The organism is Ensifer sp. (assembly GCF_031989085.1).
Lineage (GTDB): Bacteria > Pseudomonadota > Alphaproteobacteria > Rhizobiales > Rhizobiaceae > Ensifer.
Window position 1 is genome coordinate 252114 of the sequence record NZ_DALZXU010000008.1, and the last position, 15265, is coordinate 267378.

Below are 15265 nucleotides of genomic sequence, written 5' to 3' on the forward strand. Positions count from 1 at the left end.
TGTCTGTTCAGGCGGCGGCAGCGGTCGGCAGCGAAGGTGCGCGGCGTTCCATCTGGCGGATCGAGAGGTGCATCCAGATGAGCGACGCGGCGACGACGGCGAAGAGGAGCAGGAAACAGCTCGACCAGAGCCCGGTCGCGTCCTTTAGGAGCCCGAAGGCAATCGGCAGGACGAAGCCGCCGAGCCCGCCGACCATGCCGACGATGCCGCCGACCGCGCCGACATTGTCCGGATAGTAGGCCGGGATATGTTTGTAGACGGCGGCCTTGCCGAGGCTCATGACGAAACCGAGCACGAAGACGACGACGATGAAGACGGCAGGCGTGATGCCGAAGGCGCGTCCTTCGCCCGCCGCCGGCAGCGACAGGATCAGCGTTGCGACGGCGGAAACGCCGAGCATCCAGTACATGACGCTGCGCGCGCCCTTGCGATCCGAAAGCACGCCGCCGAAGGCGCGGAAGATGCTGCCGGGAATGGAATAGGCGGCAGCAATCATGCCGGCGGCTGCGATGTCGAAACCGTAGACGCCGACCAGGTAACGCGGCAGCCAAAGGGAAAGCGCTACGAAGCCGCCGAAAGCGAAGAAGTAGTAGAGCGAGAAGCGCCAGACCTGCGCGTTCTTCAAGGGCGCGAACTCCTGGAGCAGGCTGCGCTGCGGCAGCTGGCGCTCGCGGCGGCTACGGAACGCCGGGTCGTCGCTGGTCGTGAACCAGAAGACGAGCGCCGTCACCACCAACGCGGCCGCCCAGATCACGGCAACGGCCTGCCAGCCGAAGGCAAGCATGACGAACGGCGCCAGGAACTTGGTCACCGCCGCCCCGACATTGCCGGCGCCGAAGATGCCGAGCGCCGTGCCCTGTTTTTCCGGCGGAAAGAACGGCGAGACATAGGCGACGCCGACGGCGAAGGACCCGCCGGCAAGCCCGATGCCGAGCCCGGCGAGCAGCATCTGCGGATACGTGGTCGCATAGGCGAGCAGGAAGGTGGCAAGCGCCGCCGCCAGCATGGTGAGCGTGTAGACGAGGCGGCCGCCATAACGTCCGGTCCAGACGCCGAGCAGCATGCGCACCAGCGAGCCGGTCAGGATCGGCGTGCCGACGAGCAGGCCGAACTGCGTCTCACTCAATCCCAGGTCCTGCTTGATGCGGATGCCGATGATGGCAAAGATCGTCCAGACGGCGAAACAGATGGTGAAGGCGAAGGTGGACATCCACAACGCGGTGGCGGGTTCACCGGCGGATAGAGGCTTCTTGTTCTCGGACATGGCTTCTCCGGGGCCCGACAACGTCGTGCCGCTCCATCTCGGGGTTGAAAAACAAAAAGCCGCTGGTCAGGCTCACCCGACACGGAAACTCCGTGCGTGCGTCATCCTGATCAGCGGCTTTGCTGGTGCGGTGCCCGTCGTTGGACACCAAATTCGTGGCCCTTAGGCCTGAGAATTAGAAAGCAATCATCGTGCCAGTTTCAGCAAGCGATTGATTTAACGTGAAAAGATACGTGATAGTATCCTGTGGCGGCGTGGTTGGCCTTCGACCTGTGCAGTGCAAACGCTATTTTTTGTGCACCGCGCATAAATTAGGCGCTGCGCATTCATCGCGATGACTGGCTTGCGATATAGGCATCCACATCGTCCGGATCGAACCGTCCACCGTCGAAAAAACCATCCGGCCCCAGCGTCAAGGCACCCGAGGAGCCGACCGGCGTTTCGGTGAGCAAGGCACCCTCGACCTTGGCGCTAGCCGAAGGCATGGCGAGGCCGAGGTCCTTCAGGGCGGCGCGATAGATATCCGGTCGGTAGGTTTCCGCGGCGATCCGTTGACGCTCGACCGTGTGTTCGATCTGCTTCCAGCGCACCATCTGGGTGTAGAACCACAGGGCATGGCTCTTCCACGGGAAGGTCGCGGCCTTGGCGTTCGGCACGAAGAAATCCCTGACGGCATGGACGACCCCGCCGCCGACCGGAAGATTGCCGGCAAGAGCGGGCAAGAGCAGTTCGGCATCCCGCCCAACATAAGCCTGTTTCGAAAGCAGCGCGGCAAGGGCCTCGTGGTTGTCGGGCCGGGCGCACCAGAGCGAAGCCTGATGCAGTGCTACGAGCAGCGCGGCCATCGCCTCCGGATGGGCCCTGCCCCATTGCGCATTGACGCCGAGAACCTTCTCCGGGCTCGACCGCCAGATCGCAGCCTTGACGGTGGCAAGGTGTCCACCGCGCCTGAGCACGCCGAAGGTGTTCCAGGGTTCGCCGGCGCAATAGCCGTCGATCACGCCTTCGGCCAGCGCATCTCCCATATCCGGGGGCGGCAGAACGACGATCTCGAGATGACCGTCCGGATCGATGCCGCTCGCGGCCAGCCAGTAACGCAGTTCGTAATTGTGTCCCGAATAGGGGTGCACGACCGCAAAGCGTAGCGGCGGACCTGCTCGGGTCTCGATGACCTTGCGAAGGGCGACGCCGTTGGCGCGTGCGTCAAGGTCGGCGGTCGCGCCGCTTTCCACCATCGCCTGCCAGAGTGCCGACGAGACGGTCACGGCGTTGCCGCCCAACCCCAGTGCCATAGGGACGATCATTTCGGGCGCCGGCACGTTGAGGCCAAGGTTGCACGCGATCGGCATGGGGCCGAGAATATGCGCGACATCGATATGCCTTACGGCAAGCCGATCGCGGATGCTTGCCCAGGACCGTTCCCGCAGCAGCGTCAGGTCAATGGCCTGCTCCTCGGCAAAGCCCATTTCGCAGGCAACGACCAAAAGCGCGCTGTCGAGTAGCGGCACGAAACCGGCGGTGATGGCGTGGCGCGTCGTCATTCCTTGCCTCCGGGATCGAGCAGACTGGCCGCCGTGACGAGGCCCTGGGCGATGTCGATGATCTTGCGGTTCTGGTTCATCGCCGTTTTCCGCAGCAGCGCATAGGCCTCGTCCTCGGAGAGCCCGCGCGAGCGCATGATGAGACCCTTGGCGCGATCGATGATCTTGCGGCCCTCCAGTTCGCCGCGTGTTTCCTCCAGCTCGCGGTTGAGGCGCGCGAAGGCATTGAAGCGGCTGATCGCCATCTTCAGGATCGGGCGGACCCGCTCCTGCTTCAGGCCGTCGACGATATAGGCCGACACGCCGGCCTCCACCGCGGCCTCGATGGAGGCTTCGTCGGACTGGTCGACGAACATGGCGATGGGGCGCCTGACCGCGCGCGACAGCTGGAACATGCTTTCCAGCATGTCGCGGTTGGGATTTTCGAGATCGATTACGATGACGTCGGGATTGAGGTCGGCAATGCGCCGTGCCAGCCCATGCATGTTGTCGATCACGGTGACCTGGTCATAGCCCGCGTCACGCAGCCCCTCTTCGATGATGGCGACGCGGATGCGGTTCTCGTCGATGACAAGGACGTTTAGTCTGCTTTGCTGCATGCCGCGACCGCATTCCGATCGAACTTGAAGTGCCCGCACTGGATCAATCCGACATGCGACATGACCTGTCCGAAAGCAAGCGGGATTTTAGGGCATACGATGCCCGGTTTTCCCGCCCGCCAGCTTCCATGGCGCAATCGTTGCCAGCATTCTTCCGGCTGGAATGGATGTGTGGCCAAAGCCGATCATGCCGCTTGAATGACCCAAGATGCGATCCCAGGCGGCGCGCGGTTCAGCGTTGACCAGCGACGATCATTTTCCGTCCGTTTTTGCCGACTGTTTTTGGGTCGCCATCGGCTTGCCTTCGCCCAGATCAGCCGCATCGGCAAGAATGGCCGCCGCCTCGTCCAGCAATGCATCCTTTGCGTTCTTGCGCGCGTTCTCCATGGCAAGTTCGGCACTCAGGCTACGCTCGTTTGCATTGAGGCCATCATCCGCGCCGAGTTCGTCACCGGCGCCAGCCTCCGCCCGAGCCTTCTGCCGGTTTTCCCGCTCAGTCATTTCCTTGCGGCGTTCGGCTTCATTGAGGGAGACGACGCCTTTTTCGCGCTGCACCTTCAGATCGGCGATGTCTTCCAGCAAGCGCTGGTAGTCGGCATTGCCTGCAACGCGCACGTCATGGCGGTCCTGAAGCGTCGGCAGCAAGGCGGCGACAGAGCCCATGGGCTTATACTTCGCAGCCTTGATCGCGGCCCAAGGCAGCGCGTTGTCATAGCTGGTCTCGCCAAAGGTTTTCGGATCGGACAGTCCCGGCAAGACGACGTCTGGCGTTACGCCGTGCAACTGCGTCGTGCCGCCGTTGATGCGGAAAAACTGCGCAACCGTCACTTTCAGCTCGCCGAATTCGGGTTTCTTGTTGCGGACCATCTGGTCGAGGCTGACAACCGTCTGAACGGTGCCCTTGCCGAAACTGGGCTCGCCGATGACAAGGCCCCGACCGTAGTCCTGGATCGCCGCCGCGACGATCTCCGAAGCCGAGGCGGAGCCGCGATTGATCAGGACACCCACCGGGCCTGTCCAGACGGGACCGGGGAAATCAGCGCTTCTGATCACCACCTTACCGTCGCTGTCGCGCTGCTGGACGACCGGTCCGGTGCCGATGAACAGGCCCGTCAGATCGATCGCCTCGTCCAGTGAACCGCCGCCATTGTTGCGCAGATCAAGGAGAACGCTGTCAACCTTCTCCTTTTTCAGTTCGCCGAGCAGCTTTTCGACATCGCGGCTGGCGCTTCGGAAATCCTTGTCTCCCTTGCGCCGGGCCTCGAAGTCCTCGTAGAAGGCCGGCAGCGTGATCACGCCGACCTTGCGCGTGGCCTCACCCATTTTCACCGAAAGCACCGCCTTCTGGGCGGCCTGCTTTTCGAGGCTGATCTTGTCGCGCACCAGGCTGACAATCCTGTGGGTGGCATCGGCACCGGCATCCGCGGGCAGGATATCGAGGCGCACCACCGATCCTTTTTCCCCTCGGATCAGTTGCACGACCTCGTCGAGGCGCGTGCCCACGACTTCCTTTATCGCCCCGTCCTTGCCTTGACCGACGCCCGTGATTCGGTCTCCGACCGAAAGCTGTCCGGACAATTGCGCCGGGCCGCCGGGCACCAGCTCGCGAATCGTCGTGTAGTCGTCGCGGTCCTGCAACACCGCTCCGATGCCGACCAGCGACAGCTTCATCGCCATGTTGAAGTTGGCCGAGGCGCTCGCCCCGAAATAATCCGTGTGCGGATCGACGGACGTGGTGTAGGCATTCATGAACGACTGGAAAACATCGTCGCTCTTGTATTTGTACGCGCGCTCGAGTGCGTTCGCGTATCGTTTGTCCAGCGTCTGGCGAATGATTTCATCAGTCTTGCCGCCCAGCTTCAACCGCAACCAGTCGGCCTTCACGCGCTTGCGCCAAAGCGCGTCGCTCTCGGCCTCCGACTGCGGCCAAGGCGCGTTTTCGCGCATGACCGGGTAGGTTTCCTGCGTGCTGAAATCGAAGTCCTGCTTCACGATGCTGCGCGCGTAGGTCATGCGATCAGTGATGCGCTTGCCGTAGGCGTTGAAGATCGCAAACGGAATCTTCAAGTCCTGCCGTTCGATCGCATCATCGATCTCGTTGCGGTGCGACATGAACCCGTCGATATCTGCCTGCAGGAAGATCACGCGGTCCGGATCCAGTGATTTTATGAACCGATCCAGTACCTTGGCCGACAGCTCGTCGTCGAGCGGCACCGGCTTGTAGCTGTAGCGCGAGAGAAATTTCGCGCTCAGATCAGCGGCCTGTGCCTGCTGCTTGATCGGTTTCAAAACCGGCGGTGCGGCGACGTCAGCAGATGCGGACTGCGCGAATGCGAGAAATGCACCAAGGAAAACATATGATATGCGCATTCAACGTCGATCCAATTCTAAGTGCCCAGTGTCGATCCGCGATCTAGGTGGAGCAATTATGGTTTTTTGGCAACCGGCTGGCTCATAGACGCGTCGAGTGACCTTTCGGTTGACGGTGGCTGGCCAGTGCCCAATTCACGGCGCCGCCGGTTAGCCAAGCCCTTTTTCGAGAATCGGCCTGCCGACGCCACCCCGAATTGCCTGAAGCTTCGTCCTCCAGTTTCCCTGTTTTGTCCGCTCTCGACAATAGGAAACCCAGCCCTGTCTTCACGCTTTGAAAAAAACCGTCACGTAATATGACTTCCTATTCCCGGTCAGTCCGGTCATGTAACCATTGAAGGTCGCTCGAGTCATCGCTCGACGACAAACGGACCAAAGAGCTGACACTATGAAAAACCCGGTTGCATTGAACCGCATCGCCGAAAACACCGTCTTTCGCAAAGGTGACGTCTTCGTCCTCTTCGGCGAACTGTTCGGTCGCGGATATGCGACCGGCCTGCTCGATGAAGCGCGGCGCGCCGGAATGGAGATCGTCGGGATCACGGTCGGGCGACGCGACGAAAACAACGCGTTGCGGCCACTGGACGCCGACGAGCTCGCAGCCGCCGAAGAGCGGCTGGGTGGCCGGATCATCAACATACCCGTCATGGCCGGCTTCGATCTCGACGCACCGGCGGGTGGCCCCACCCCGACGGACCTGCTGGCGGCGATGACGCTGGAGAGCTGGGAACGGGACACGCTCGATTGGGACTACATCGCCCAGTGCCGGGATATCGCTACGGCGCGGTTCACCGGCGCGCTGTCGCAGGTCATGGCCGTTCTCGACGGAATGATCGCCGACGGCCGCAATGTGTTCTTCGCCCACACGATGGCCGGCGGCATTCCGAAGGCCAAGGTGTTCCTGGTTCTTGCCAACCGCATCTACAAGGGACGCGGCGCGCGTCACATGCCGTCGCAGGCGCTGCTCGACAGCGACATGGGCAAGCTCATCCTGCAGAATTTCGACGAAGTCTCGGCCATCACCTTTCAGCACCTGATCGAAGCCAGCGCCACGATCCGCGCGCGCGTCGAGGCAGCCGGTGGCCAGGTCCGCTATACGGCCTATGGATACCATGGCACCGCCGTCCTGATTGACGGCAGCTATCGTTGGCAGACCTACACCAACTACACCCAGGGCTACGCCAAGATGCGGCTCGAGGGCATCGCGCAAAAGGCCTGGGCGTCGGGCATCAAGGCAACCGTCTATAACTGCCCGGAGATCCGCACCAATTCGTCCGACGTGTTCACCGGCATCGAGCTTCCCCTGATACCGCTGCTGCTCGCCTTGAAGAAGGAAGACGGCGGCCAATGGGCAGAGGCGCAATGGCAGGCCTGTGAGCAGCTTCTCCTGGATGGCGTCACGATGAACGACGTGATCGGAAAAATCACCGACATGCAGGCCAATACCGTCATGCGGCCGTTCTACGATTTCTCGGCGTGGCCGATGGCCAACAGCCAGGCACAGTCCGACCTGACCATCGGCACGTCCAACGAGATCACGCAGATGCATCGCGACGGCAAGGCGCTCGTCAGCGATCACTTGAGCGCTCTTGTGGTCGAGGCGACCGGCAAGCTGATCTTCGGCGAGACGTCGGATCCCGCAGGCCCGGTACAGTGGCTCAACCACGATATCGTCGCGCGACGGCTGAATGCATCGCATCACGCTGCCGAGCCGCGTGCCGCAGAAGCGGCGAAAGACGCGCACCTCAAGGTGGCCTGACAGCCACCCCCCATCGCTTCGACCGTCGATTAAGTAATCGGCAAACGTCACAGGCAAGGCGAAAGGGCGATCGGCTCCGCGAAGGCGATCGTCGTCACGGCTTTGCGTCACATCTTCCCGTGAGTGACGCGCGACGAGGGGATAACCAGGGCTTGCCGTCAAGCGTTGAGGCAAGGTCAGGTCACGGCTGCCAGAGGCGACGGTTCCGACCGTGTCGAGATTGACCGCCTCCGCGACTGCGTCCGTTGCTACGAAGCCGCCTGCACGAGCCCGCGAAACACCCCGTTGCCGGGATGGTTCGTCTCGGCAAACAGCTCCTGATGCCATTGAAGGCCAACCGCAAACGCGCTCGAAACGACTTCGATCGCTTCGACGATGCCGTCGTCCGCGTGCGCGCTCGCGAGAACGGCAGGCGACAATTGTGCGATAGCCTCACGGTGGAAGGTATTGACGTCGATGCGCGGTCTGCCGACCATTCCGGCGAGGCGCGTGCCGGGCAGAATGTCGACAGCGTGGACGTGGTCTCGCTTGTCGTGTTCGTCGGCGGTCGGAAAGGACATGCGCAGATCAGGCGTGAGGCGACAGCCGTTGAGGCACGCGAGCGACTGCATGCCAGCGCATATGCCGAGGATCGGTTTATCCTTTTCAAGATACCCCTCCATGATCGCCCTTTCGATATCGAAGCGCTCCGATGCCGGGGATCTCGACGTTTCCCCGGAAATGTACCAGTCATCGGGATAGGCGAAGCGGCCGCCGACAACCACCAGGCCGTCGAACTCGTTCAACACGACATCGACCACGTCAGTCAGATAGGGGATTCCGAGGGGGAGCCCGCCGGCGTTGCTGACGGCAAGAAAATATCCCTTGGCCGCCTCATAGCGGTTCCCGCCAGTGCTTGTGTTTTCGTCGAGAATGATCGCTATGCGAGGTTTGCGCACGAAACCTGTCCTTTCGCCTGATGTCGTCGATACGCTATTGGGATCGCCGGCCGTCGTCTATGGCGTCGACAGTGTTGGCGGTGACGCTTCTGCCGGGGACATGCCGTGTCGCTGCAGATTGACGGCGCGCGTTCCGATCCGTGCGCATGGCGCAACTTCCAAGATGAAGGCCGCTCTACAGATACCGCTCGAAATCCATCCGCTCGTGCAGCACACGAAGGACGATCACGCCGCCATGCGCTTCGCGTCGAAAAAACACCAGATGCCGATTGTAGGGGTAGCACAAAAGTCCCTGCCGGATTTCCGGACGGGCCCGCCCGGAAATCACGCCCGCCTGAAGGCGCTCGAACAGGGCGGCGAGCCCGCGAAGATAGAGGTCGCGCTGGGCGACGCCCCAGATCCGTTGAGTATAGCGCCCGATTTCCTTGATGTCTTCCCGGGCGAGCGGCGTGACTGCCAGGTTAGGCATGCGCCGCCGTTTCCTGATCGAGTTCGCTCAGGATTGCGGTCAGATCGAAGGGGACACAGGCGCCCGCATCGGCCTGGGCCCATGCCGGGTCCAACGCCTCGCGCAACTGCCGCAGCTTGTCCGCATCGGATTGCTCCGTTGCGATCTTCTGGCGCAACGCCTCGCGGATCACTTCCGACGCATTGTTGTAAAGTCCCGAAGCAACCTTGTCGCGGACGTACTCGTCGAGTTTGTCAGTCAAAGAGACATGCATGGCGCATCCTTTCCCGACCGATTTTACAAGGATTGACAATCTTTGTAAATGAACCGCAGCGGCCAGCCGTCCAGGCAGATGACATCTCTGCCCGGCACTCCGGGCGCTCTACACGAGGCTGAACCCGCGCTGGAGCAGGAGGCAGGCTGGTCCCGCCTCCCCTGAACCGACGATCCGCCTTGGCGGATCTTTCCTTCGATCCCGCTTCGATCGTCAGCCGCTGACGCGCTGGCCGAGCGCCGCCGGTTCCGGCTCGACTGTGTCGATATCGGGGTTCTGCGCCAGGTATTCGAAAAGAAGCGCCACCGCTTCCGCTCCGGGGTCGGTGTGCCCTTCGAGCTGCTTGGCGTTGATATAGGCCGCCCGCCCCGCCTTTGCGCGCACGAGCGTCGCCGTCAGGTCGGCACCGGCCCGGGCAGCGTCGGCCGCCTTGACCATGCTTTCATCGAGCGCGTCCAGCGCCGGCGACAGCGCGTCCACCATGGTGCGGTCGCCGATCCTGGCGCCGCCGATTTCCTGCATGCGCGCCAGGCCGGCTTTCAGCGCCTCCCGGATGGAGAGCCCGCTCGATGCGCCGTCGCCGGCCGCCGCAAAGAAGATCGCAAGCAGCACGCCGGACGATCCGCCCATCGTCTGGCTCAGTTCCTGTCCGATGGCGCGGAAGAGCTGTGTGTGGTCCGAAAGCGGCAGGCGGTCGAGAGCGTCGATCAGCGCGCGTGCCGCGCCGGCCAAGGTCGAGCCCGTGTCGCCGTCCCCGGACTTGGCGTCGAGCGCGTTCAGAGGCTTCTCCGCGCCAATCAGGAGGTTGCAGCAGGCGAGCAGAAACCGCCGCGTCGGCTCATGGCGCGATGGCAGAGGGGCGATCGGGGTCAGACCGTCGGGCAGCGCCAGAACCGAAACCGGCTTGACCGCCGTCACGCCCGGCCAGGCGGGAAGAGCGACCGGGGCGGACAGAAGCTCCAGCTCGGCCTTGTCGGCCGGATAAAGCGAGATGGAGAAGCCGCGCATGTCGAGCGAGGTCATCATCGATGACGGCCCGACCAGATGCGCGATCCTCCCGCCAATGGCCGAATGGACGAGCTCATGCGCCAGAACCGACATTTCGAGGATGGACGTGCCGCCGAGATTGTTGACGAGCGCGACATGCGGCCTGTCGTCCATGGCGGCCTGCAGCCGCTCGACCATGGCGGCGACCGCCTGCTTCGCGTCCGAATAAAGGATCTGCTCGACACCCGCCTCGCCATGAATGCCGAGCCCGAGCTCGGCGTGGCCTTCGGGAATGCGATGCTCCTTCGGCGAACCGGGAACCGTGCAGGTATCGAGCGACATGCCGATTGTGTTGGTGGCGGAAATGACCTTGCGCGCGGCCGCGGCAATCGTCTCGAGGTCCGCACCGCGTTCGGCAAGCGCCCCGGCGATCTTGTGCACGAACAGGGTGCCGGCGACGCCGCGCGGCTGCGGAAGCTCGGGCAGCGCAATGTCGTCGTCGACGACGACCATGCTCACGCTCAGGCCGTAGGCCCGGGCGCGTTCTGCCGCCAGGCCGAAGTTCAGGCGGTCACCGGTGTAGTTCTTCACGATCAGCAGGCAGCCCGCCGGCCCCGTCACCGCCAGAATGCCGGCGAGGATCGCATCCACGCTGGGCGAGGCGAAGACGTCGCCGCAGACGGCCGCCGTCAGCATGCCCCTGCCGACGAACCCGATATGAGCGGGCTCGTGCCCCGACCCACCACCGGAGACCAGCGCGACCTTACCCTTGCTCTTGTCCCAGTCAGAGCGCAGGACGACGCGAATGTGCGGATATCCGTCGAGGCGGCTGAGCGCCCCGCCCGATACGGCAATCACGCCGTCGATTGCTTCGGTCACCGCATTTTCCTTGCGGTTGATGAATTGGCTCATGTTCGCCTCCTAAGCGATGCGCATTCCGGCCGCGTCGAAGAACAGCGGCTTGTGTGGCTGGATCTTGATGGTCTCGCCACCGCGGAACCCGGTATGTGGGTCCGTCACCGTCACGAGATCATGATGTTTGAACGAGATGTGCAGACGGGTCTGGTCGCCGAGGTGCTCGACCCGCGTGACAAGGGCATCGTCGCCACTTCCCTGAACGATGTGCTCGGGACGCAGGCCGATCGACTTTGCCCTTTCCGGAGACCCCGCAAACAGGTTCGCCGGCAGGACGTTGATGCGCGGCTGGCCGAGGCGGCTCGCGGCATAGACGCTGACCGGAGCCTCGTAGATCTCCCGCGGCGAGCCGAACTGCACCAGCCTGCCCTCCTCCAGCACGCCGATATGCGTCGCCATGGTCATCGCCTCGATCTGGTCGTGCGTGACGTAGAGCAGCGTTGCCCCGGATTTCGCCTGGATGTTCTTGAGTTCGACGCGTAGATCCGCCCGCAATTTCGCGTCGAGCGAACTCAACGGCTCGTCCATGAGATAGATCTGCGGATTGCGCACCAGCGCTCGTCCGATCGACACGCGCTGCATCTCGCCGCCCGAAAGCGCGGTCGCCTTGTTGTCGAGCTTGTGCGAGATCTGCAGGACCTCGGCGATCGCGTTCACCTTTTCGTCGATCGCCTTCTGCGGCGTCTTCAAAAGCGGCGATTTCAGCGGGAATTCCAGGTTCTGCCGCACCGACAGATGCGGATAGAGCGAATACTGCTGGAACACCATCGCGACATTGCGCTGCGCCGGGGTCAATCCGCGCATCGCCTGTCCGCCGATGAAGACCTCGCCGCTGTCGGGATTGTCGAGGCCCGAAACCATGCGTAGCGTCGTCGTTTTGCCGGCCCCTGTCGGCCCCAGCAACACCACGAACGACCCGTTCGGCACGGTCATCGAGACATCGTCGAGTGCCGAATGACCGCCGAAGGTCTTCGTCACGTTTTGCAATACGACTTCAGCCACGGCGCAGCACTCCCTCGTTGGCTTCAGAGACCAGAGCACGACCGGTCTCCGCGTTGAAGAGCGTCAGTGTGCGGGCATCGAAATCGAGACCGATGAGCTCGTCGGTGCGGGCTGACTGGTTGGAGGGCGTGCGCGCCTTGATCTCGCCGTTGGGCGTATCGAGCGTGACGATCTGCGTCGTGCCGAGATATTCGACCGCAACGACACGGCCGCGATAGGCGGAGCCGTCGATGAATTGAACATGTTCCGGCCGCACCCCAAGGGTCAGCGCACCGGCACGGCCCTCCCTCGAGGCCGGCACCGTCACGCGCTTGCCGGTGAGATCGATGCTGTCGCCGCCGATACCGATCATGCCGTCGAACTCCAGGAAATTCATCGGCGGCGAGCCGATGAATTTGGCGACGAACTTCGTCGCCGGCCAGTCGTAGATCTGCTGCGGGCGTCCGAACTGCTCGGTGACGCCGTGGTTCATCACCACGATCTTGTCGCCCATCTGCATAGCCTCGAGCTGGTCGTGGGTAACGTAGACGGTGGTGGCGCCCATGCGGTCGTGCAGCGCGCGCAATTCCCCCGCCATATGTTCGCGGAATTCCGCGTCGAGCGCCCCGAGCGGTTCGTCCATGAAGAATGCCTTTGGGTTGCGCACGATCGCGCGGCCGAGTGCTACGCGCTGGCGATCGCCGCCGGAAAGCCCGCCGACCGGCTTGTCGAGAATGCCCTCGATCCTCAGGATCCTTGCGACCTCGGCAACGCGCGTGGCGACTTCCGCCTTCTTCATCCCCTGGCTGACGAGAGGATAGGAAATGTTCTTGCGCACGTTCATATGCGGATAGAGCGCGAACATCTGAAAGACGAAGGCGATGTCGCGCTCGCGCGCCCGCTTCATGCCGACTTCCTCGCCGCCGATATAGATCCGGCCGCTGGTCGGCAATTCGAGCCCCGCCATCATGCGCAAGGTCGTCGTCTTGCCACAGCCGGATGGCCCGAGCAGCATGAAGAACTCGCCGTCTTCCACGGTGAACGTCGACGACTGGACCGCGGTGAACGCCCCGAATTCCTTGCGCACGTTCTCAATTCTGATCTGTGCCATCGGTTACTCCGGGAAGTGGCTGACGATGATGAACATGACCGTTCCAAGCAGGGTGACGAGGAACGAGAAGGAGTAGAGCGTCAGCGACAGCGGCTGCATCAGCATGATCACGCCCAGCGCGATCAGCACCGATGCCACCATCTCCCACGCGCCGCGGCGAAGGCGAAGCAACTGGTTGAGGAAAGCTGTCATTTTCGAACCGCTCCGAAGGTGATGCCGCGCAGCAGGTGCTTGCGAAGAAGGATCGTGAACACCATCACGGGGACGAGGAAGAGGGTTGCGCCGGCGGCGACTGCCGGCCAGTCCTGCCCGCCGACGCCGATGATCGTCGGGATGAAGGGCGGTGCGGTCTGCGCGTTGCCGGATGTCAGCAGCACGGCAAAGGCGTACTCGTTCCAGGCGAAGATCAGGCAGAAGATCGCCGTCGACGCGATGCCGGTCGCCGCCTGGGGCAGGACCACCTTGTAGAAGGCCTGAAACCGCGTGTAGCCATCGATCAGCGCGGCCTCTTCGTATTCGATCGGGATCTCGTCGATGAAGCCCTTCAGCAGCCAGACCGACAGCGACAGGTTCACGGCGGTATAGAGCAGGATCATGCCGGCGTGGGTGTCGTTCAGCCCGAGCGAGCGGAACATCAGGAAGATCGGGATCGCAACCGCGATCGGCGGCATCATCCGGGTCGAGAGAATGAAGAACAGCAGGTCGTCCTTCAGCGGCACCTTGAAGCGCGAGAAGGCATAGGCGGCCGCCGTCCCGAGCACGATGCACAGCACCGTCGAACCGAAACCGATGATGACGGAATTGTAGAAGCGTTCACTGAAACGCGACGGACCGGCGATGATCAACCCATCCTTGCGCACGAGGCGATCGTACCAGGTCGTCGGTTCGCCCATCTGCTTCAGCTGTTCTTCCGTCACGCGGGTGCGCGTCGTGAACAGGTTCACGTAGCCCTCGAGCGTCGGCTGGAAGAAGGTCTTGGGGGGATAGGCGATCGCGTCCGAAGGCGATTTGAAACCTGTCCCGATGATCCAGATCAGAGGCAGAAGGGTGATGATGGCATAAAGCACGACGAGGGAGCCGGCGAACCACTTCTGCCGTGCGGACGGCTCCGTTACTGAATAGCTGCTCATCTCTGTTTCACCTTGTTGAGGGCTTTGACATAGATCGACGCCAGGCCGAAGACGGTCACGAACAGGATGACGGCATAGGCGGAGGCATAGCCGGTGCGCCATTTCTCGAAGGCTTCACGCTTCAGGTTGATCGACGTCAGCTCGGTGATCGAGCCCGGCCCGCCCCCCGTCAGTTGCACCACGAGATCGAACATCTTGAAATTCTCGATGCCGCGGAAAAGGATGGCGAGCATCAGGAACGGCAGCACCATGGGAATGGTGATGGTCCAGAACTGCCGCCAGCTGCTGGCGCGGTCGCATTCCGCAGCCTCATAGATGCTGCTTGGGATGGAACGAAGTCCTGCAAGGCAGATGAGCATAACGAACGGCGTCCACATCCAGGTATCGACGATGATGATCGACCAGGGCGCCAGCGCGGTGTCGCCGATCATCGAGAAGCTCGAGGGATCGGCACCCGTCAGGAATCCGACCGCGTAATTGAAGAGACCGATCTGCGGCTGGTAGAGGAAGGTCCAGAAGTTTCCGACGACGGCGGGGCTCAGCATCATCGGCAGCACGATGATCGTCGTCCATAGATCGTTGCCGCGAAACTTCTTGTTGATGAGATAGGCGAGCGAAAAGCCGATCAGCACCTGAAGGACGATCGTCCAGATCAGGAAATGGGCCGTGGCTTGCATCGTCAGCCAGATGTCTTCGTCGGTCAGGATGTTGAGATAGTTGCGAAGGCCGACAAACTGGACCGGCTCGTTCGGGCGGTTCACGCGAAAATTGGTGAAGCTCAGCCGGATCGTCCAGATCAGCGGAAAGATGTTGATAGCCAGCAGCAACACGATGGACGGCGCCACGAAAATCCAGGCGATGGCGCGGTCCGACAGCCCCTTGATGCGTTGCGCGACCGGCGGCGGCGTCGCTTGCGCAGCGCGATCGATCGATGAATGGAGCATTCTA

General features: G+C 62.6%; 14 protein-coding genes. 1 reads left to right on the forward strand and 13 read right to left on the reverse strand.

Going from position 1 to position 15265, the window contains the following annotated elements; all coding sequences use genetic code 11:
• Positions 1-7: 7 nt before the first annotated feature.
• From RTP54_RS26020 to RTP54_RS26035, 4 genes are all read right to left on the reverse strand, one after another.
• Entirely contained in the window at positions 8-1264 is a 1257-nt protein-coding gene (locus RTP54_RS26020; protein ID WP_312366548.1) for a nitrate/nitrite transporter, read from the reverse strand.
• A gap of 326 nt (positions 1265-1590) precedes the next feature.
• Entirely contained in the window at positions 1591-2805 is a 1215-nt protein-coding gene (locus RTP54_RS26025; protein WP_312366550.1) for a CmpA/NrtA family ABC transporter substrate-binding protein, read from the reverse strand.
• Entirely contained in the window at positions 2802-3404 is a 603-nt protein-coding gene (locus RTP54_RS26030) for an ANTAR domain-containing response regulator (RefSeq protein WP_112834061.1), read from the reverse strand. Before RTP54_RS26030 ends, RTP54_RS26025 begins: the two co-directional genes overlap by 4 nt.
• Positions 3405-3656: 252 nt before the next feature.
• On the reverse strand, positions 3657-5774 hold the full coding sequence (locus RTP54_RS26035) for a carboxy terminal-processing peptidase (protein WP_312366555.1): 2118 nt from the start codon (positions 5772-5774) through the stop codon (positions 3657-3659).
• A 388-nt stretch (positions 5775-6162) separates the two neighbouring features.
• Here RTP54_RS26035 and RTP54_RS26040 point away from each other — a divergent pair, with 388 nt between their 5' ends.
• The gene (locus RTP54_RS26040) at positions 6163-7533 is read left to right on the forward strand and encodes an enoyl-acyl carrier protein reductase FabMG (RefSeq protein WP_312366557.1); all 1371 of its coding nucleotides are present in this window, start codon (positions 6163-6165) and stop codon (positions 7531-7533) included.
• Positions 7534-7781: 248 nt separating this feature from the next.
• Here RTP54_RS26040 and RTP54_RS26045 read toward each other — a convergent pair whose 3' ends face one another.
• The 9 genes from RTP54_RS26045 to RTP54_RS26085 all read right to left on the reverse strand — a co-directional run bounded on the left by RTP54_RS26045 (position 7782) and on the right by RTP54_RS26085 (position 15261).
• Positions 7782-8471, reverse strand: a complete 690-nt coding sequence (locus RTP54_RS26045; protein ID WP_312366558.1) for a gamma-glutamyl-gamma-aminobutyrate hydrolase family protein — start codon at positions 8469-8471, stop codon at positions 7782-7784.
• Positions 8472-8646: 175 nt separating this feature from the next.
• Positions 8647-8940 (reverse strand): type II toxin-antitoxin system RelE/ParE family toxin, encoded by a 294-nt coding sequence (locus RTP54_RS26050; RefSeq protein WP_112816331.1) that lies wholly within the window; start codon positions 8938-8940, stop codon positions 8647-8649.
• Positions 8933-9193: a type II toxin-antitoxin system ParD family antitoxin gene (locus RTP54_RS26055; RefSeq protein ID WP_112810976.1), complete on the reverse strand. Its 261-nt coding sequence runs from the start codon at positions 9191-9193 to the stop codon at positions 8933-8935. Before RTP54_RS26055 ends, RTP54_RS26050 begins: the two co-directional genes overlap by 8 nt.
• A 213-nt stretch (positions 9194-9406) precedes the next feature.
• On the reverse strand, positions 9407-11092 hold the full coding sequence (locus RTP54_RS26060; protein WP_312366561.1) for a dihydroxyacetone kinase subunit DhaK: 1686 nt from the start codon (positions 11090-11092) through the stop codon (positions 9407-9409).
• A gap of 9 nt (positions 11093-11101) precedes the next feature.
• Positions 11102-12097 carry an ABC transporter ATP-binding protein gene (locus tag RTP54_RS26065; RefSeq protein WP_312366563.1) on the reverse strand — a complete coding sequence of 332 codons (996 nt, stop codon included), beginning with the start codon at positions 12095-12097 and terminating at the stop codon, positions 11102-11104.
• The gene (locus RTP54_RS26070; protein WP_312366565.1) at positions 12090-13187 is read right to left on the reverse strand and encodes an ABC transporter ATP-binding protein; all 1098 of its coding nucleotides are present in this window, start codon (positions 13185-13187) and stop codon (positions 12090-12092) included. The genes RTP54_RS26065 and RTP54_RS26070 overlap by 8 nt, the downstream gene beginning before the upstream one ends.
• Positions 13188-13190: 3 nt before the next feature.
• Positions 13191-13379 (reverse strand): hypothetical protein, encoded by a 189-nt coding sequence (locus RTP54_RS26075; protein WP_112816333.1) that lies wholly within the window; start codon positions 13377-13379, stop codon positions 13191-13193.
• A complete protein-coding gene (locus RTP54_RS26080; RefSeq protein WP_112810971.1) occupies positions 13376-14317 on the reverse strand; it encodes a carbohydrate ABC transporter permease in 942 nt (313 codons plus the stop codon). The genes RTP54_RS26075 and RTP54_RS26080 overlap by 4 nt, the downstream gene beginning before the upstream one ends.
• On the reverse strand, positions 14314-15261 hold the full coding sequence (locus tag RTP54_RS26085; protein ID WP_112810970.1) for a carbohydrate ABC transporter permease: 948 nt from the start codon (positions 15259-15261) through the stop codon (positions 14314-14316). The genes RTP54_RS26080 and RTP54_RS26085 overlap by 4 nt, the downstream gene beginning before the upstream one ends.
• Positions 15262-15265: the final 4 nt, after the last annotated feature.

Bases quoted from the DNA above. Each gene is read 5' to 3' on its own strand.
- RTP54_RS26040 (WP_312366557.1), top strand. From the start codon at position 6,163: ATGAAAAACCCGGTTGCATTGAACCGCATCGCCGAAAACACCGTCTTT.
- RTP54_RS26075 (WP_112816333.1), bottom strand. From the start codon at position 13,379: ATGACAGCTTTCCTCAACCAGTTGCTTCGCCTTCGCCGCGGCGCGTGG.
- RTP54_RS26030 (WP_112834061.1), bottom strand. From the start codon at position 3,404: ATGCAGCAAAGCAGACTAAACGTCCTTGTCATCGACGAGAACCGCATC.
- RTP54_RS26025 (WP_312366550.1), bottom strand. From the start codon at position 2,805: ATGACGACGCGCCACGCCATCACCGCCGGTTTCGTGCCGCTACTCGAC.
- RTP54_RS26070 (WP_312366565.1), bottom strand. From the start codon at position 13,187: ATGGCACAGATCAGAATTGAGAACGTGCGCAAGGAATTCGGGGCGTTC.
- RTP54_RS26020 (WP_312366548.1), bottom strand. From the start codon at position 1,264: ATGTCCGAGAACAAGAAGCCTCTATCCGCCGGTGAACCCGCCACCGCG.
- RTP54_RS26055 (WP_112810976.1), bottom strand. From the start codon at position 9,193: ATGCATGTCTCTTTGACTGACAAACTCGACGAGTACGTCCGCGACAAG.
- RTP54_RS26060 (WP_312366561.1), bottom strand. From the start codon at position 11,092: ATGAGCCAATTCATCAACCGCAAGGAAAATGCGGTGACCGAAGCAATC.
- RTP54_RS26085 (WP_112810970.1), bottom strand. From the start codon at position 15,261: ATGCTCCATTCATCGATCGATCGCGCTGCGCAAGCGACGCCGCCGCCG.
- RTP54_RS26080 (WP_112810971.1), bottom strand. From the start codon at position 14,317: ATGAGCAGCTATTCAGTAACGGAGCCGTCCGCACGGCAGAAGTGGTTC.
- RTP54_RS26050 (WP_112816331.1), bottom strand. From the start codon at position 8,940: ATGCCTAACCTGGCAGTCACGCCGCTCGCCCGGGAAGACATCAAGGAA.
- RTP54_RS26035 (WP_312366555.1), bottom strand. From the start codon at position 5,774: ATGCGCATATCATATGTTTTCCTTGGTGCATTTCTCGCATTCGCGCAG.